The following is a 17,392-nucleotide window of genomic DNA, read 5'->3' as shown; positions in this document are numbered from 1 at the left end:
AAAATGAGCAAATTTTGGAATGATAAAATAAAGGAAATAGAGCCTTATGTTCCTGGAGAGCAGCCGAAAGACAAGAAATATATTAAACTTAATACAAATGAAAATCCTTATTCACCGTCAAAAAAAGTTATAGAAAAAATAAAATCTATGAATTTAAAAGATTTGAAACTTTATCCAGATCCAGATGTTTCAGAACTTAGAAAAGTAATTGCTGAATATTTTTCGCAAAAAATTGATGAAAGAATTACAAAAGAGCAAATTTTTGTGGGAAATGGTTCGGATGAAGTGTTAGCACTTATTTTTATGACATTTTTTAACAAGGGTGATAAAGTTTATTATCCTGACATAACTTACAGCTTTTATCCAGTTTATGCGGATTTATTTGATTTAAAAGAAGTAAAAATCCCGTTAAACAAAAATTTTGAAATTGAAATTGATAAATATTTTGGACTTGATGGGCATATAATTATTACAAATCCGAATGCACCGACTTCGATTGCTTTGAAATTAAATGAAATAGAAAAAATAGTAAAAAATAATCCAACTCAGTTGGTTGTTATTGATGAGGCTTATGTCGATTTTGGGGCAGAAAGTTCTGTTAAATTGGTGAATAAATATGACAATGTTCTTGTTGTGCAGACATTTTCAAAATCTCGTTCATTTGCGGGAATGCGTTTGGGATATGCAATTGGCTCAGAAAATATAATAGAAGGGCTTAACAGACTAAAATTTTCATTTAATTCGTATACAATTGACAGAATTTCGATTGAAGCTGGGATTGAATCATTTAAAGATGATGAATATTTTGTAAAAACTAATGCTAAAATTATTGAAACACGGGAAAAAACTGTAAAAAAATTGAAAGAATTGGGATTTAAAGTGCTAAATTCAAGTGCTAATTTTATTTTTATTTCACATAATAAAGTTTTTGCAGGAGATTTATATAAAAATCTAAAAGATAATGGGGTTTTAGTTAGATATTTTGCAAAAGATAGAATTGATAATTACTTGAGAGTTACCATTGGAACCGATGAAGATATGGAAATTTTTATTGAAAAATTAAATAAATTGTTGTAAAATATAAACATAAGGTATAAAGCAAGAGATAATTTAGTAAATTAAAAAATTATAATTAAAATTTATTATTTTTTAAAGGTATTTTAATATAATTTTTGATTAAATATGTTATAATAAATTAATAATAAAATAGGAGTGATTTATATGAAAAAAATAGCTTTAAATTCAATTTTAATTTTAGGAGTTCTTGGTATGATGCAAGGATGTGCTAGTACCCATTCAATTTCATCTTTTAAACAACAAGGTTATAAAACAAAAGAAGAAATGGAAAAAATGGGAAAAGAAAATATTACATGTATAGTTGATTATGGAAAAACAAGTTGGTGTAAACAAAATAAATAGTTTTGTTTTTAATTTAGGAATAAAAAAATTGATAAGATATTTTGGAAGGAGATTATTTCTCCTTTTTTTATAAGTATACAAGTTATTTAGGTGCTCAAAAAATTTTGAAAAAAATAAAAAAAGATTATACTATTTGTTATACTATTTATAAATGTAAGTCTAAAAAATATGATAAGAATTATAAAAAACAGAAAAAAATTATCTGAAAGGATTGAAAAAATGAGAAAATCTAACATTGAAAGGAACACATTTGAAACAAAAATAAAAATTGAATTGAATATTGATGGGACTGGAAAATATGAGAATAATACGGGAGTTGGATTTTTAGATCACATGCTTGATTTATTTGCAAAGCATGGGAGATTTGATTTGAAAGTTTGTTGCGACGGGGATACGCAAGTTGATGATCATCACAGTACAGAAGATATTGGGATTGCTCTTGGGAAATGTTTTTATGAGGCTTTGGGAGATTTAAAAGGGGTTAAAAGATACGGAAACTTTCTTTTGCCGATGGATGAGGCTCTGACATTGGTTGCAGTTGATTTAAGCGGAAGATATTTTTTGAATTTTGATGTGAATATTCCGACTGAGAAAGTTGGAACTTTTGATACAGAATTGGTGGAAGAGTTTTTTATTGGATTTACACGACATTTAAATGCGACACTGCATATAAAGAATATGACTGGAACGAATTCACATCATATTATTGAGTCGATTTTTAAAGGAGTTGCCAGAGCCTTGGCGGAGGCTGTGAGTATTGATGAAAAATATAAAGATGAGATTCCATCCACTAAAGGGGTATTAGTTTAATCAAATTTATTAACAGCTCAAAATAATTTTTTTATCTAGTCAAAATATTTTTTTGAGTGTCATGTGTGGCACTCAACTTTTTTTATTTCTTTATAAATAAAATATAAAATAGAATCTGATTAGTTTGAATAGTTAAAAATCTTGAAAAAAATAAATTATACTATTATAATTAAAGTTATTAAGAAAAGCAAAAAATTAAAAAATAAAATAAAAATAAATAGAAAGAAGAGGGAAGAGAAAAAATGAAAAAGATATTATTAGGATTATTTATTTTAGGAACATTGGGAATGGCACAAAACCATTATGAAGTTTACATAAAAAACGGAGTAAATATTTCACAAAGTGAAGTTGATAGGGATAGTAAAGAAATTGAGAATCTTGTAAATAAAGAAATAATTGAAAGATATAATACAGAAGGTAAAAAAACTATAAAAGGACTTTATCGTGAATATATGAATAAATCAATTGATGAATTGGTGGAAAATGTTCCTAAAAAACAAAAACAGGCTGCAAAAGAGTATTTTAATAAAATACATGAAGTTATGGGAAAAAATTTTTTAGGTGAAATTGATAATTTAAAAATTTTTGTTAATGAAATTTCATTTTCAGAAAAAAATAAAGCAAAAGTTAAAATAGTATCGAAATTTAAAGATATAGATAATATTGATACTGATAAAATTATTGATGAAGCAATTGAAAAAGCTAATATTTCATACAAAGAACTTGAAAATATAGAAAAAATTAATAAAATAAAATTTGATAAATTTTATAAATATCTTGATGAAGAAATTAAAGAAAAGTTAAACAATTTTGATTATGATGAAAATTATTCAGAAATAGAAGTAAAAAAAATTAATGGAAAATGGAAATTAGAGCATGATTTCAATACTTTTATGAATGAAATGACTAGTGGTTTTAACGATATTGATAACTAAAAAATGGAAGGAGAAATTAATGGGGAAATTTTGGAATGATAAAATAAAGGAAATAGAGCCTTATACACCAGGTGAACAACCAAAAGACAAAAAATATATTAAACTTAATACAAATGAAAATCCTTATCCGCCATCATCAAAAGTCATAGAAAAAATAAAATCTATGAATTTGGAAGATTTGAAATTGTATCCAGATCCAGATGTAACGGAGCTTAGAAAAGTTATCGCTGAATATTTTTCTAATAAAATAAACGATAAAGTTACACATAAACAGGTGTTTATTGGAAATGGATCTGATGAAGTTCTGGCATTTATTTTTATGGCATTTTTCAATGCAGGAGATAAAGTGTATTATCCAGATATTACATACAGTTTTTATCCAGTTTATGCCGATTTATTTAATGTAAAGGAAGTCAAAATTCCTTTAAATGATAGTTTTGAAATTGAAATTCAAAAATATTTTGGCTTGGATGGACATATAATTATCGCAAATCCGAATGCACCAACTTCGATTGCTTTAAAATTGGATGAAATTGAAGAAATAGTAAAAAATAATCCAAATCAGTTAATTATCGTTGATGAGGCATATGTTGACTTTGGTGCAGAAAGTGCTGTAAAATTAATAAATAAATACGATAACGTTCTTGTTGTTCAGACATTTTCAAAATCACGTTCAACGGCGGGAATACGGCTTGGATATGCACTTGGTTGTGAAAGTATAATTGAAGGATTGAATAGGTTAAAATTTTCATTTAACTCATACACGATTGACAGAATTTCAATTGAAGCTGGAATTGAGTCGTTTAAAGATGATGAGTATTTTGAAAAAACTAATGCTAAAATTATTCAGACTAGAGAAAAAACGGTTGAAAAATTGAAAAAATTAGAATTTAAAGTGTTAAATTCGAGTGCTAACTTTATTTTTATTTCTCATAACAAAGTTTTCGCAGGCGATTTGTATAAACAGCTAAAAGAAAATGGAGTTTTAGTAAGATATTTTGCAAAAGATAGAATTGATAATTATTTGAGGGTTACGATTGGGACGGATGAGGAAATGGGGATTTTTATTGAGAAATTGGAAGAAATTATTTTCTAGACTATATCCCTCTCAAAAAACATAAATTGTCTTTAAGAAGTTCCAACTCCTTGCTTAATTAGTAAAAATAAAAATCTAAATTGCAAATTCCATTAAATGTAAATTTTGAAAAAGTTCAATATATTATTTAATGGAATTTTTATATTATTTAATTGATAAGAAAATTTATTTAATATTTGATAAACTATAATAATTTTTATAAAAATCTACAAAATCTTTTATAAGTTCTTTTTTTGATGGAATGTCGTATTCTTTCATCTCTATACCATTGTTTTCTAAACTAATAATCCATATGCCATCAATTGCAACTCCCATGTCCATATCAATTTTATATTTTACTTTTTTTAATAACGGAACATCAGAAATATCGCCTAAGCAAAATAAATATCCACACAATACACGTAGACATTCGGAACTATCATAAAAACATCTCTTTCTTTCTTCAACTGCTCTTTCAAATTCTTCATTTATTAAAGAAATGATTTCATTTTTGTCAATTTTATCAAAATCAAAACCGAATCTTTTTAAAAAATTTTCTGCTCTTTCATCAGAACTAAGCATATTTTCACCTCCTATATTTTAAAATACGTTAAATTATCCAGTAAATTATACCACAATTTTTAATATGTCAAAATAAATTTCTTGTTTTTTGTTTAATCTTGAAAAAGAGAAAAAAATAGATTATACTATTTATAATTAAAGGTATAACGAAAGGATAAAGTTATGAGAAAATCTAAAATTGAAAGAAATACATTTGAAACAAAAACAAAAGTTGAATTAAATATTGATGGAACTGGAAAATATGAGAATAATACGGGAGTTGGATTTTTAGATCACATGCTTGACTTGTTTGCAAAACATGGAAGATTTGACTTGAAGGTTTATTGTGATGGAGATACACAAGTTGATGATCATCACAGTACGGAAGATATTGGAATTGCACTTGGGAAATGTTTTTATGAGGCTCTGGGAGATTTAAAAGGCGTTAAAAGATACGGAAGCTTTCTTTTGCCGATGGATGAGGCTCTGACATTGGTTGCAGTTGATTTAAGCGGAAGATATTTTTTGAATTTTGATGTGAATATTCCGACTGAGAAAGTTGGGATTTTTGATACAGAATTAGTGGAAGAGTTTTTCATTGGCTTTACACGGCATTTGAATGCGACATTGCATATAAAGAATATGGCTGGGACAAATTCGCATCATATAATTGAGTCGATTTTTAAAGGAGTTGCTAGAGCTTTGGCAGAGGCTGTGAGTATTGATGAAAAGTATAAGGATGAAATTCCTTCGACTAAGGGAGTTTTGGTTTAATCAAATTTATTAACAACTAATTTTTTATCTATTCAAAATATTTTTTTAAGTGTCACATATGGCACTTAATTTTTTATTTCTTTCGGATATAATTTGAATAGTTAAAAATCTTGAAAACAATAGAAAAATAGATTATACTATTTATAATTAAAATTATAAAATCAATTTCTTTTTCTGGAGAAAATGATGCAAAAGTAAATAAAGTTAATGGAAAATGGCAATTAGAATTGAAAAACGCCAATATTAATGAAGTTTTTGATAATTTAGGAGAGGTATTTGATGTTGTAAATTATAAAAATTAATTAAAATATTTAGAAAAATGAGAATTTTTTGATACTAAATAAAAATTTTAAAGGGATGAGATTTAAATGAAAATACAAAAAGAATTATTTTCACTTCAAGACAAAGAATACATGAAATTTTTAAGTAAATTAACGCCAAATGTATCAGAGAATACAATTATTGGAGTAAGAATTCCTGAAATAAGAAAATTGGCTAAAAAATTGGTAAAGAATAATGAACATGAAGATTTTTTGAAGGAATTGCCACATAAATATTATGATGAGAATTTGTTGCATGGAGCAATTATTTCAGAGAGCAAAAATTTTGAGAAATGTATTAAATTGCTTGATAATTTTTTGCCATTTGTTGATAATTGGGCGGTTTGTGATACGATTTCTCCAAAAATTTTTAAAAAGTATAAAAAAGAATTGATTGAAAAAATAAAGGAGTGGTCTCAATCAGATAAAACTTATACTTGCAGGTTCGGTGTAGAAATGTTGATGACACATTTTTTGGATGAAGACTTTAAAAAGGAATATTTGGAAATGGTAGCGGATATTCATTCTGAGGAGTATTATGTGAAAATGGTAGTTGCTTGGTTTTTTGCGACGGCACTTGCAAAACAGTGGGATTATGCGGTGATTTATTTAGAAGATAACAGATTGGATGTTTGGATGCATAATAAGACGATACAGAAGGCCCGAGAAAGTTTGAGAATTTCGTTGGAGAAGAAGGAGTATTTGAAAAAATTGAAGAGAGGGAAAGAAAATTAATTTTACGAATACTAATTACATAAATAGAAAGGAGATAAAATGGAAAAAGAATTAGAATCTGAATCTTTAACTTTATTTGAAAAGGAAAATGAAAATATTGAAAAAACTGAAACTATAAAAGTTAAAAATACACTTTTTACTATTTTAAATGGTGAGAGAGTTGATTTAGAAATTGAAGAGATTTTCGATAGCAACAGGTTTTATGAGATAAAGGCTGTCACTTTTTCAGCTGATGAAAGTTTTTTGAATAAATACCTGACTCCGTTTAGAAGTGTTGATTTGGTTATTGGGATACAAGATGTAGATGTCCAAGTTAGAGGGTTAAAGGCTTTGGAAAATGAAACCAAGAATTTGATTGAGAGTCAAAAGGCGATTATTAAAAAGAAACAAATCCGTTTTTTTGAGAATCTTTCAAGAGAGAATCAAGAAAGTATTGTGGAAGAAAAGTGGAAATTAAGAGTGCCAATAAGTTCGACAATTCATAGTAAATTTTATCTTTTGAAAAATGATTCAGAGACGAGATTGATTTTTGGATCTGCTAATCTTTCATTTCAGGCTTTTTCAAACAAAAGGAACCAATTTGAAAACATTGTCATTTTTGATAATTCCCCATTATTTAACCAGTTTGAAGAATATTTTAACGAAATTACTTTAACTTGTACTGATTTTATTACGAAAGCTATAAGGAAAAAGGCGAAAAGTAAAATTAAAGTTTTAGATGAAAATAATGATGAAAAACAGGAAGAGAAATTTTCTGTGAGATTTACACAAGATGAAAATGCCAAATTGCAAATAGATATTTCGAAAGATATTGTTAAAGAATTTAATGATGTGATTGTTAAAGAAGAAGATAGTGTTGCTTTGCCGATAATTGAGGAAATTAAAACGATTGATGAGAAACAGAAAATAATTGAGAATGAGAAAAAAGAGGAACTTGAAGTTGAAAAATTTGCTTATGAATTGTCGATTAATACGATTTCACGACAGGCTAAAAAGAAAGAGAGTATGGTTGTGACACCTGAAACATTTGCGAAAAAGATAAAACCTAAATTAGAGGTTAAAATTGCTATAAAATTGAATCAGTCAACTCCTGAAAGAGAATTATTATTTTCAAAAGATACCGACCGTGGATTCGGGCGTTCGGGATTATATATTGAAGAAAATGGAAACACGAAACCGTTTGGGCAGAAAGCTGGGAAAGAAGAGATAAAAAATTCTATTGAAAGTATTGTAAAATTGATTGAGAACTATAGAAAGTATGTAATTGACTATAACGATAATTATGGTTCAAGAATTGTTGAGATAATTTTGTATGCGTTCACTTCGCCTTTTCTTCAGGATATTAGGTTCAAACTGGAATCTGATTCGGAAAAATTAGATGTTCCGCAATTTCTATTTATTGGAGGAACTGCTGGTTCAGGAAAAAGTAACTTATTGCAGATTTTACAAAAAATGCTGGGCCTTTCTAAATCAAAGCCTATTTTGTACAATAACATTATTCCGACTGGAAGAACAAAAAAAGCTGATACGATAACACAAATTCAACTATGGATGAATGAAAATAATGTAGCTCCAATTTTAATTGATGAAATTGACGAAGAATTTTTTTCAAACAAAGATAGAGGAAATAACTTGATTGTAAATGTTTCAAATCTTTCTACATCAAATTTTGATTTTACGCCTTGTTTTATTGGAACAACAAATGCTTTGGAATATTCGTTGCCACAACGGGCACAAAGAAGATCATACTATGTGAAAAATGATAAAGTTTTTGACACAGAACTTAAGAAAAAATCTGTAAAAGCTTATACAGAAGTGTTTGAAATTATTAATGATACTCTTTTTCAAGATTTTGTTATTCGATTTGCAGAAAAGTTGACAGATGATAATTTAAGCTGGAAAAATTATTCCCTACATTCTTCTACAGGATTGATAGATTTCCTTTATTGGTCTCGTGAAATTTTTAAGGAATATTTTGAAATTGCTCAAATCGAAATGCCTGCTTGGTTTCCTGAAACTAGATATGATGACACTGTAGAAAATAATCAATCTTTATGGAGAAAATTATACGAATATAATCATCAAGATTTTAAAGTACAAAAAGAAAAAGGTGTGTATTTATTCAAATTAAAAAGTTTAGATAGTGAAGAAGGACAAAGCAACAGATTTGGTACAAAAATTCTTCCATCTACAAAATATCTGAATGCATTATCACAAAAATGTAAAAATGATAATAATTCTTCGGATATTATTGAAATTAAGATAAAGGAATTTCATGATTGGATAGGAGTGCCCTTGCCGAAGGGATTGAAACATAAGAAGACAATTCTGGATTTTTTTAAGAAAAAGAAAAGCGAAAAGTGATTTTCATTGTAATGTCAAATTTTTTTTGATATAATTTAAGTAAATAAAGGGAAAGTAGGGATTAATTATGAAAAAAAAGAAAAAAGGACTAGCAATTGGAAATTCTGATTTTAAGGAGATTATACAAGAAAACGGATATTATGTCGATAAAACAAAGTTCATAGAAGATTTGCTGGAAGACTTATCAAAAGTTAAACTTTTTACAAGGCCCAGAAGATTTGGAAAAACTCTAAATTTGTCGATGTTAAAATATTTTTTTGATGTGAAAAATGCAGAGGAAAATAGAAAATTATTTGAAAATTTGTATATTTCAAAAAGTGAGTATATGGAAAATCAAGGACAAAATCCTGTGATTCTTATAAGCCTGAGAAATGCCGAGGCAGAAAATTGGGAGAATAGTTTTTTTAATACTAAGAATCTTGTAAAATCATTGTATAAACAATTTCAATATATTAAAGAGAAATTGGATGAATTTGATTTGGAAGATTTTTTAAGCATTGTTAAAGATAAGGATAATGCAGATTGGGAAAATTCATTAAAGACTTTATCAAGATATTTATATGAATATTACGGGAAAAAAGTCATAATTTTAATAGATGAGTATGACACTCCAATGACAAGTGCTTGGAACGAAGGATATTATGAAAAGTCACGAAGATTTTTTAAAAGTTTTTATTCAAATACATTGAAAGATAATGAATATTTACAGTTTGCTGTTGTGACTGGAATACTCAGGGTAGCAAAGGAAGGGATTTTTTCTGGCTTGAATAATTTGAAAACTTATACAGTTTTGAATAATAAATATGCGGAAAGTTTTGGATTGATTGAAACAGAAGTGAAAAATGCTTTGGAATATTATGGATTAGAGCAAAATATTGAAAAAGTGAGAAAATGGTATAACGGCTATAAGTTTGGGAATATTCAAATTTATAATCCGTGGAGTATAATTAACTATCTCGATGAAAAAGAAATAAATGTTTACTGGATAAATACATCAGATAACAGACTTATCCATACAGCAATAGACAATGCTGATAAAGATTTATTTGACGAATTAAAAAATTTATTCAACAATGGGACAACAGAGCAAATGATAATGGCTTCATCGAATATGGATAGATTGAAAGATCCGCAAGAAGTATGGCAGTTATTACTTTTTGGAGGGTATTTGACTGTTGAAGAAAAAATCGCTATGAATGAATATGCTTTGAAATTGCCAAATTACGAAGTTAAAACATTTTTTAAAGATATGTTTGTTCAAAATTTAGGAGGTTTTAGCAGATTTAGAGAAATGATAAAAGCATTTAAAAAATTCGATTTTGACAGATTTGAAGAACTTTTAAATGAAATATTTTTAGTGTCAATGAGTTATCACGATACTTCTAAAACAGAAAAACCATATCATACTTTTATTTTAGGAATGATGTTGTATCTTGATAATGAGTACACAGTTTTATCAAATAATGAAACTGGCTATGGTAGAAATGATTTAGCTTTAAATCCGATAAATAAAAGAGATGTTGAATATATATTTGAATTTAAAGTGGCTAAAACTGAAGAAGAACTTGAAGAAAGAGCAGAAGAAGCATTGAGTCAAATTGAAAATAAAAAATATCCTGTTTTATTAAGGGAATGTGGAGTAAAAGAAATTGTATATATTGGAATGGCATTTTTTGGAAAAAGAGTTAAAGTGAAATATAAAGTTGTGAAAAACTAAAATTTTTTTGAATAGTTGACATTGTATAAAAAATAATGTAAAATTGTGTTCCTTGGCAGGGGAGCAAAAAAGGTCTCATAAAAAAATGGGACCTTTTTATTTATGAAAAATTTTTTCTTAATTGCAACAATATATTTTTTTTGATATAATTTAAGTAAGTAAAAAAAATAAAAAGATTTAATAAATTTCATAAAGTTACTGAAAATTTGAAAAAAATAACGAATCAAAAATAAGTAAAAAAAAATTATATAAGTTTATCAAAAAATAAAGTAAAAACGTAAAGAAAAAGAAAGGATTTTTAAGTATGATTGCAGTTATTGATTATGGAGTGGGTAATCTTTTCTCTTTGCTATCTTCATTAAATTATGTTGGACTTGATACAAAATTGACTAATGATGTTGAAGAGATTAAAAGTGCGAAAGGGATAATTTTGCCAGGAGTGGGGGCTTTTAGAGATGCTATTTCTAATCTTGAAAAATATGGATTAAAAGATATTTTGATAGATGAAGCGAAAAATGGGAAACCGTTTTTAGGAATTTGTCTTGGAATGCAAATGCTTTTTGAGAAAAGTTATGAATACGGTGAATTTGAAGGACTTGGACTTATAAATGGAAGTGTTGAGGAAATAAAAAAATATATTCCAGAAAATTCTGATTTGAAAATACCTCATATGGGATGGAACAACTTGAAAATAAATGATGAATTTAGAAATGATAAAATTTTGAAAAATGTGAATGTTGAAAATGAAGAGTACGTGTATTATGTACATTCATATTTTGCAAAAACGGATATGAAAAATATTGTTGCATATTCAGAATATGGAACAAAAATTCCTGGAATTGTAAAAAATAAAAATGTTTATGGAATGCAGTTTCATCCTGAAAAATCTGGAGATACTGGATTGAAATTATTGAAAAATTGGGGTGAATTGATGAAATAAAAGTGAAATTGTAATTATTTTACTTAATTTATTCATTTTTTGGTTGATTTTGATTAATTGTGAAAGAGGTATTTATGAAGAAGATAATATTATTGATGAGTATTTTTGCAATAGTGAATTTGAATGCGAAAAGTCGAAGCGAGATGATAAGTCAGGATTTATCAAAATTAGGAGTTTCTCAAGAAATAATATTAAAAACAATAGAACTGGATAAGGAAATGCCTAATGTAGTGAGTGAACCTGACAGAGAAAAAGTAAAAAAATTGGCATTAAAGATTGAAGAATTGTTGAAAAAGAATGAGAAGAATTTTGTTCTGTCAGAAAACTTGATAAATATTTATAATGCACTTGGAAAAAGTGATGCAGAGAAATTAAATAATTTAAAACGATATGAAAAATATAATCCTTATGAAGTGTCGAAATTGTTTTTTTCAAATATGTATTATTCCAATAAGGGAGATTTTGATTCTTACAATAAAAATTATGAAATACTTAAAGAAAAATATCCAGATTATTTGATTACTAGAATTGCTGTAACATATACAATAGGAGAGGATGCAATTTGGAATGTTATGCAAACAGATGAAAAAGCAGCACTTGCAAGCTTAAATTCTATTATGAAAATGTGTGATGATAAGAAAAAAACGGAAGAATCACATATTTCTGATGAACAGGCTTGGGCGTATAAATTAACAATGGGATGGTTTGCAATAAGTTTCTATTTAAATGAGAATCGTACACAGGATGCAATTGATTTTTATTATAAAAATTTTGAAGGAAAAAATAAGCCTGATAAAGAAATATTAGATTATAGTAAGTATCAGAATTGGTTTATAAAATCAGAGTTGGCAAGGGCAAATAAAAATGATTTCTATAATAATAAAAAATTGTTTGAAGAAAATTTAAAAAAAATAAATATGTTTGATTGATATTTTAAAAATGAATAATCATTGTAAAAGTAACAACATAAAAATTCAATAAAAGAATTTTTATCTTAAATATTATTGTTAAAAATTTCAAATTTTAATAAATGATAAAAAATTTTAAAAATAAAAGGAGAAAATAACTATGATAGAAATTTTTCCAGCGATAGATTTACATAACGGACAGGCGGTTAGATTAAAACAAGGAGATTACAACCAAGTGGAAGTATTTTTCAAAAATCCTGTTGAAGTTTTGGACTTTTTTAATAAAAATAATTCAAAAAATCTTCATATTGTGGATTTGGATGGAGCGAAAGACGGGAATACAAAAAATTATGAGGTTATAAAAGAATTGGTTGAAAAAAGTGATTTTTTTGTTCAAGTTGGTGGTGGAATCCGTGATGAAGAAAGAATAAAAAAATATATTGAATTGGGAGTAAACCGTGTTATTTTAGGAACGATTGCCGTTGAAAATCAAGAATTTTTGAAGGAAATGGTAAAAAAATATGGCGATAAAATTGCAGTTTCTGTAGATGCGAAAGATGAGAAAGTTGCGGTTAAAGGATGGACTGAAACTGTAGAATTGAACTCAATTGAATTTTGCAAAAAATTATCGGATATAGGTGTGAAAACAATAATTTATACCGATATTTCAAAAGATGGAATGTTAAATGGTACAAATCTTAAAATTTATAAAAAATTGTCGAAAGTAGTTAATTCAGATATTATTACTTCAGGCGGAATTACATTTTTAGATGAGATTAAAGAGCTTAACAAAAATCATATTTATGGAGCAATTGTGGGAAAGGCGATTTATTCGGGAAATCTTGATTTGGAGGAAGTTTTAGAAATTAGTAAATAATATTTTTTAGTTATGTATGAAAATTTATGATAAACTAAATAAATAAATTTAACAAAGAAAGTAGGTATAAGAATGCTTGCAAAAAGAATAATTCCATGTCTTGATGTGAGAAATGGGAAAGTGGTAAAAGGTGTGAACTTTACTGGGATAAAGGAAGTTGACAGTCCAGTTGAGCTTGCTAAATTTTACAATCAATCTGGGGCTGATGAGCTTGTTTTTTATGATATTACGGCTTCGTTTGAGGAAAGAGGCTTGTTTACAGATATTTTGAAAGAAGTGGCAAGTCAAATTTTTATTCCGCTTACTGTTGGTGGCGGGATAAATACGCTGGATGATTTTGATAGAGTTTTAAAAGCGGGGGCAGATAAAGTGAGTGTCAATTCAGGAGCAATAAGAAATCCAAACTTAATTGAAGGAGCTGCAAAAAAATATGGAGATCAATGTGTGGTTTTGTCAGTCGATGTAAAACGAGTTGATGGAAAATTTAAAGTTTTTGCAAAAGGTGGAAGAGAAAATACTGGGATTGATGCAATAGAGTGGTTTGTAAATGGTCAGGAAAATGGTGCTGGAGAAGTTGTTGTAAACAGTATTGACACAGACGGAGTTAAAAATGGATTTGACTTAGAATTACTTGAAATTTTATCAAAAAAATTGTCAATTCCAATAGTTGCATCAGGTGGAGCTGGGAATATGGAGCATTTTAGAGATTTATTTAAAATTCCGGGAATTGATGCAGGACTTGCAGCTTCGATTTTTCATTTTAAAGAAGTGGAAATTATGGAGTTGAAAAAGTATTTGAAGAGTAATGGTGTTGAGATGAGAATTTGATATTTTTTAATAAGAAAAATTTTGAAAATGAACTAAGAGGAAATTATTATGAAAAAAGAAGAAATTTTAAAAAAATTAAAAGAGATTAATAAAAAGAAATATTCAATTTTAAAATTAGGACTTTTTGGTAGTTTTTCTAAAAATAGTGATACTCCTAATAGTGATATCGATATTCTTGTAAAAATGGAATTTAAAAAGGGAATGTATCAAAATTTTTGTAATTTACACAAAAGACTTGAAGAAATTTTTCAAAAAAAAGTGGATTTAGTTGATGAAAGTATGTTTGAGTATAAATTTAAAAATCCAAAAGTTCAGAAATATAAAGATGAAATAAAAGAAGAAATTTTACGGAGTGTAATTTATGTGTAAAAGGAAGATAATGGAAGATTTATTTTAAAATATATTTACTTATTGAGAGAAAAATTAAAATATTAAAATAAATAATTTTAGAAAAGAGGTAAAAATGAATATAGAGCAAATAAAATTTGATGAAAAAGGGCTTGTTCCTGCGATAATACAGGATTATTATACAAAAGAAGTATTGACACTTGCATATATGAATAAAGAAAGTCTTGAAATAACTTTAAGAGATAAGAAAACTTGCTTTTTTAGCAGAAGTAGACAAGAACTTTGGCTAAAAGGGGAAACTTCAGGGAATTATCAGCATGTTGTTTCAGTAAAATATGATTGTGATGCGGATGCTTTGCTTGTGGAAGTAAAAAAAGATGGGCCTGCTTGCCATACTGGTGCTGAGAGCTGCTTTTTTAACTCGTTGTTTGAAGCAGAAGATTATAGCAGTTTTACGCCTGAAAAACTTTATGAATTGATAAAAGATAGAAAAGTTAATCCAAATGAAAAATCTTATACGACTTATTTGTTTGAAAAAGGGCTTGATAAAATTTTAAAAAAAGTTGGAGAAGAATGTACAGAAGTTATAATTGGGGCTAAAAATAATGACAATGATGAATTGAGATATGAAATTGCAGATTTGTATTATCACACTTTAGTTTTAATGATTGAACAAGGGCTTACTATTCAAGATGTGAAAGATGAACTAGCTAAAAGACATGTTGTTGATCATAAAGTTAAACAGGAGAAAATGGGCGGAGAATCTAAATAATAAATTTTAGTTTATTGAATAACAAGGGGGCATAAGGTCCCCTTGTTAATGTTTTTAAAATATCTTAATTTTTTCAAAAACTTCTCCAACTGAAAAACTTTTAATTACACTTTTTTGTTTTTCATTTTGAGGAATTGAAATTTCAATTTCTCCATCTTTGTTAATATTTTGTGCAATTCCCGAAACAATCTCATTTCCAAATTTTAATTCAATATTTTTATCTTTCAAATAATTTATTTCGTTAATTTGCTCTAAAATTTCTTCCCAAAATCCATTTTTTAAATTTTCAAATAATATTTTAAATTCATAAATAATATTTGTTATAATCTCATCAATTTCATATTTTTTGTTTTTTGTCTGAGTCAATGAAATAGCCTTACTTTCCAAAAATTCTGGCAAGACATTATTTACATTTAAACCAATTCCTACAATATAGACATCATCCGCCTTTTCCATCAAAATTCCACATAATTTTTTATTTTCCAAATAAACATCATTTGTCCATTTAAATTTGTAATCCAAGTCCTCAATTTTTTTTAATCCTTTTATTACAGCAAGTCCAGCAAGTAATGGCAATTTAAAATAATCTTCCATTTTTATCTCTTTTCTTTCATTTAAAAAGAAACTAAACATAGCCATCCCTTCAAGTGAAACCCAATCGTTATTTCTACGAGCTTTACTATGTGTTTGAATACCAGCAGAAATAACGTCAAATTCCTCGTGGTTATTATGTTCTCTTCTCAAATAATCGTTTGTCGAATCAATTACATCAAATTTATATATTTTTACATTTTTTCTATTTTCTTTCATAATTATCTTTGCTTCCTTCTCTTTATTCATCATTATTTTTTTTGTTTATTCAAAATTTTATTATTTAAATATAATTAAAAGAACTCCTGCAGCAACAGCTGAACCAATTACACCAGCAATATTCGGTCCCATTGCGTGCATCAATAAAAAATTTCGTGGATTTTCTTCTTGTCCTATCTTTTGAACAACTCTTGCTGCCATAGGAACTGCTGAAACTCCTGCCGCACCAATCATCGGATTTACTTTTCCTTTTGTAAATTTATACATTATCTTTCCAAAGAGTACACCTCCAACTGTTCCAAAAGAAAACGCAATTAATCCTAAAATAATAATTTTTATTGTTGTAAGACTTAAAAAATTTTCTGCATTAGCAGTTGCTCCAACTGTCATTCCCAAAACTATTGTAATACAGTATAATAGCGCTCCTTTCACATGCTCAACTAAATTTGAAACTATTCCAACTTCTTTTATAAGATTTCCTAACATTAACATTCCGATTAATGGAGCCGATGATGGAACTAAAAGAATTACGATAATTGTGACTGCAATTGGAAAAATTATTTTTTCTTTTTGGCTTACAAATCTAAGTTGAGTCATTTCAACCATTCTTTCTTTTTTTGTTGTAAGCAGTTTTATAATTGGTGGCTGAATAACTGGTACCAAAGCCATATAGGAATAAGCTGCAATAGCAATTGATCCCAATAAATGAGGTGCAAGTTTTGTCGTCAAATAAATGGCAGTTGGTCCATCAGCTCCCCCAATAATTCCAATTGAAGCGGCTTCTTTTCCAGTTAGTCCAAGCAAAATTGCTCCAATAAATGCTATAAAAATACCAAATTGTGCTGCAGCGCCCAATAACAAACTTTTTGGATTTGCAATAAGAGGTCCAAAATCAGTACTTGCACCTATCGCCAAAAATATTAGTGGCGGATAAATTCCAAGTTTAACCCCTTGGTACAAATAATATAAAAGTCCTCCTTTTTCCATAAGTCCTTCATTTGCCACAGCGGGTAAATTTGCAAGTAGCATTCCAAAAGAAATTGGAAGCAATAAATAAGGTTCATATTGTTTTTTTATTGCCAAATATAATAAAATTAAAGAAATTATTATCATAATAATCTGTTTTACAGTTATCATTGACAGTCCTGTAGTTCCATAAAGAATTTTTAGTAATTCCATATTAAAAACCACTCCTTTCC

General features: G+C 27.5%; 18 protein-coding genes. 15 read left to right on the top strand and 3 right to left on the bottom strand.

What is annotated here, in order from left to right; genetic code table 11:
- Positions 1-3: 3 nt before the first annotated feature.
- The 5 genes from hisC (BCB68_RS09170) (at position 4) to hisC (BCB68_RS09150) (ending at position 4,260) form a co-directional block, all read left to right on the top strand.
- Entirely contained in the window at positions 4-1,077 is a 1,074-nt protein-coding gene (gene hisC, locus BCB68_RS09170; RefSeq protein ID WP_094080498.1) for a histidinol-phosphate transaminase, read from the top strand.
- A gap of 144 nt (positions 1,078-1,221) precedes the next feature.
- Positions 1,222-1,419 carry a hypothetical protein gene (locus tag BCB68_RS09165; protein WP_094080497.1) on the top strand — a complete coding sequence of 66 codons (198 nt, stop codon included), beginning with the start codon at positions 1,222-1,224 and terminating at the stop codon, positions 1,417-1,419.
- A gap of 219 nt (positions 1,420-1,638) precedes the next feature.
- A complete protein-coding gene (gene hisB / locus BCB68_RS09160; protein ID WP_094080821.1) occupies positions 1,639-2,229 on the top strand; it encodes an imidazoleglycerol-phosphate dehydratase HisB in 591 nt (196 codons plus the stop codon).
- Between the two features lie 242 nt (positions 2,230-2,471).
- The gene (locus BCB68_RS09155; RefSeq protein ID WP_094080496.1) at positions 2,472-3,164 is read left to right on the top strand and encodes a hypothetical protein; all 693 of its coding nucleotides are present in this window, start codon (positions 2,472-2,474) and stop codon (positions 3,162-3,164) included.
- A gap of 19 nt (positions 3,165-3,183) precedes the next feature.
- A complete protein-coding gene (gene hisC / locus BCB68_RS09150) occupies positions 3,184-4,260 on the top strand; it encodes a histidinol-phosphate transaminase (protein ID WP_094080495.1) in 1,077 nt (358 codons plus the stop codon).
- Positions 4,261-4,425: 165 nt separating this feature from the next.
- On the opposite strand, the gene BCB68_RS09145 is transcribed toward hisC (BCB68_RS09150), so the two are convergent.
- On the bottom strand, positions 4,426-4,821 hold the full coding sequence (locus BCB68_RS09145) for a hypothetical protein (protein ID WP_094080494.1): 396 nt from the start codon (positions 4,819-4,821) through the stop codon (positions 4,426-4,428).
- 162 nt (positions 4,822-4,983) lie between these two features.
- Between BCB68_RS09145 and hisB (BCB68_RS09140) the strand changes: the two genes are divergently transcribed.
- From hisB (BCB68_RS09140) to hisIE, 10 genes are all read left to right on the top strand, one after another.
- On the top strand, positions 4,984-5,574 hold the full coding sequence (gene hisB / locus BCB68_RS09140) for an imidazoleglycerol-phosphate dehydratase HisB (RefSeq protein ID WP_094080493.1): 591 nt from the start codon (positions 4,984-4,986) through the stop codon (positions 5,572-5,574).
- A 368-nt stretch (positions 5,575-5,942) separates the two neighbouring features.
- Positions 5,943-6,629 carry a DNA alkylation repair protein gene (locus tag BCB68_RS09135; RefSeq protein ID WP_094080492.1) on the top strand — a complete coding sequence of 229 codons (687 nt, stop codon included), beginning with the start codon at positions 5,943-5,945 and terminating at the stop codon, positions 6,627-6,629.
- Between the two features lie 39 nt (positions 6,630-6,668).
- A complete protein-coding gene (locus BCB68_RS09130) occupies positions 6,669-8,993 on the top strand; it encodes a phospholipase D-like domain-containing protein (RefSeq protein ID WP_094080491.1) in 2,325 nt (774 codons plus the stop codon).
- A 67-nt stretch (positions 8,994-9,060) separates the two neighbouring features.
- Positions 9,061-10,710 (top strand): AAA family ATPase, encoded by a 1,650-nt coding sequence (locus tag BCB68_RS09125; protein ID WP_094080490.1) that lies wholly within the window; start codon positions 9,061-9,063, stop codon positions 10,708-10,710.
- Positions 10,711-11,014: 304 nt separating this feature from the next.
- Positions 11,015-11,650 (top strand): imidazole glycerol phosphate synthase subunit HisH, encoded by a 636-nt coding sequence (hisH, locus tag BCB68_RS09120; protein WP_094080489.1) that lies wholly within the window; start codon positions 11,015-11,017, stop codon positions 11,648-11,650.
- Positions 11,651-11,724: 74 nt separating this feature from the next.
- Positions 11,725-12,579 (top strand): hypothetical protein, encoded by an 855-nt coding sequence (locus BCB68_RS09115; protein WP_094080488.1) that lies wholly within the window; start codon positions 11,725-11,727, stop codon positions 12,577-12,579.
- 139 nt (positions 12,580-12,718) lie between these two features.
- Complete coding sequence (gene hisA / locus BCB68_RS09110) at positions 12,719-13,435, top strand: 1-(5-phosphoribosyl)-5-[(5-phosphoribosylamino)methylideneamino]imidazole-4-carboxamide isomerase (protein ID WP_094080487.1); 717 nt, start codon at positions 12,719-12,721, stop codon at positions 13,433-13,435.
- A gap of 72 nt (positions 13,436-13,507) precedes the next feature.
- Positions 13,508-14,263, top strand: coding sequence for an imidazole glycerol phosphate synthase subunit HisF (gene hisF / locus BCB68_RS09105; RefSeq protein ID WP_094080486.1), 756 nt, complete (start codon positions 13,508-13,510; stop codon positions 14,261-14,263).
- Between the two features lie 48 nt (positions 14,264-14,311).
- Positions 14,312-14,632, top strand: coding sequence for a nucleotidyltransferase family protein (locus tag BCB68_RS09100; RefSeq protein ID WP_237048623.1), 321 nt, complete (start codon positions 14,312-14,314; stop codon positions 14,630-14,632).
- A gap of 94 nt (positions 14,633-14,726) precedes the next feature.
- The gene (hisIE, locus tag BCB68_RS09095) at positions 14,727-15,383 is read left to right on the top strand and encodes a bifunctional phosphoribosyl-AMP cyclohydrolase/phosphoribosyl-ATP diphosphatase HisIE (RefSeq protein ID WP_094080484.1); all 657 of its coding nucleotides are present in this window, start codon (positions 14,727-14,729) and stop codon (positions 15,381-15,383) included.
- Between the two features lie 54 nt (positions 15,384-15,437).
- Here the strand turns inward: hisIE and BCB68_RS09090 are convergent, their stop codons facing one another.
- The gene (locus BCB68_RS09090; RefSeq protein ID WP_237048622.1) at positions 15,438-16,193 is read right to left on the bottom strand and encodes a biotin--[acetyl-CoA-carboxylase] ligase; all 756 of its coding nucleotides are present in this window, start codon (positions 16,191-16,193) and stop codon (positions 15,438-15,440) included.
- 60 nt (positions 16,194-16,253) lie between these two features.
- Positions 16,254-17,372 carry a sodium ion-translocating decarboxylase subunit beta gene (locus BCB68_RS09085; RefSeq protein ID WP_094080482.1) on the bottom strand — a complete coding sequence of 373 codons (1,119 nt, stop codon included), beginning with the start codon at positions 17,370-17,372 and terminating at the stop codon, positions 16,254-16,256.
- Positions 17,373-17,392: the final 20 nt, after the last annotated feature.

The organism is Leptotrichia sp. oral taxon 498 (assembly GCF_002240055.1).
Classification (GTDB): Bacteria; Fusobacteriota; Fusobacteriia; order Fusobacteriales; family Leptotrichiaceae; genus Leptotrichia; species Leptotrichia rugosa.
Note: the sequence above shows the minus strand (reverse complement) of the source record. Positions and strands in the feature narration are given on the sequence as shown.

Excerpts from the sequence above, each read along its gene's own strand:
- BCB68_RS09135 (WP_094080492.1), top strand. The coding sequence starts at position 5,943 with ATGAAAATACAAAAAGAATTATTTTCACTTCAAGACAAAGAATACATG.
- hisB (WP_094080493.1), top strand. The coding sequence starts at position 4,984 with ATGAGAAAATCTAAAATTGAAAGAAATACATTTGAAACAAAAACAAAA.
- hisC (WP_094080498.1), top strand. The coding sequence starts at position 4 with ATGAGCAAATTTTGGAATGATAAAATAAAGGAAATAGAGCCTTATGTT.
- BCB68_RS09130 (WP_094080491.1), top strand. The coding sequence starts at position 6,669 with ATGGAAAAAGAATTAGAATCTGAATCTTTAACTTTATTTGAAAAGGAA.
- BCB68_RS09165 (WP_094080497.1), top strand. The coding sequence starts at position 1,222 with ATGAAAAAAATAGCTTTAAATTCAATTTTAATTTTAGGAGTTCTTGGT.
- BCB68_RS09100 (WP_237048623.1), top strand. The coding sequence starts at position 14,312 with ATGAAAAAAGAAGAAATTTTAAAAAAATTAAAAGAGATTAATAAAAAG.
- BCB68_RS09125 (WP_094080490.1), top strand. The coding sequence starts at position 9,061 with ATGAAAAAAAAGAAAAAAGGACTAGCAATTGGAAATTCTGATTTTAAG.
- hisA (WP_094080487.1), top strand. The coding sequence starts at position 12,719 with ATGATAGAAATTTTTCCAGCGATAGATTTACATAACGGACAGGCGGTT.
- BCB68_RS09115 (WP_094080488.1), top strand. The coding sequence starts at position 11,725 with ATGAAGAAGATAATATTATTGATGAGTATTTTTGCAATAGTGAATTTG.
- hisB (WP_094080821.1), top strand. The coding sequence starts at position 1,639 with ATGAGAAAATCTAACATTGAAAGGAACACATTTGAAACAAAAATAAAA.
- BCB68_RS09155 (WP_094080496.1), top strand. The coding sequence starts at position 2,472 with ATGAAAAAGATATTATTAGGATTATTTATTTTAGGAACATTGGGAATG.
- BCB68_RS09145 (WP_094080494.1), bottom strand. The coding sequence starts at position 4,821 with ATGCTTAGTTCTGATGAAAGAGCAGAAAATTTTTTAAAAAGATTCGGT.
- hisIE (WP_094080484.1), top strand. The coding sequence starts at position 14,727 with ATGAATATAGAGCAAATAAAATTTGATGAAAAAGGGCTTGTTCCTGCG.
- BCB68_RS09090 (WP_237048622.1), bottom strand. The coding sequence starts at position 16,193 with ATGAAAGAAAATAGAAAAAATGTAAAAATATATAAATTTGATGTAATT.
- hisH (WP_094080489.1), top strand. The coding sequence starts at position 11,015 with ATGATTGCAGTTATTGATTATGGAGTGGGTAATCTTTTCTCTTTGCTA.
- hisC (WP_094080495.1), top strand. The coding sequence starts at position 3,184 with ATGGGGAAATTTTGGAATGATAAAATAAAGGAAATAGAGCCTTATACA.
- hisF (WP_094080486.1), top strand. The coding sequence starts at position 13,508 with ATGCTTGCAAAAAGAATAATTCCATGTCTTGATGTGAGAAATGGGAAA.
- BCB68_RS09085 (WP_094080482.1), bottom strand. The coding sequence starts at position 17,372 with ATGGAATTACTAAAAATTCTTTATGGAACTACAGGACTGTCAATGATA.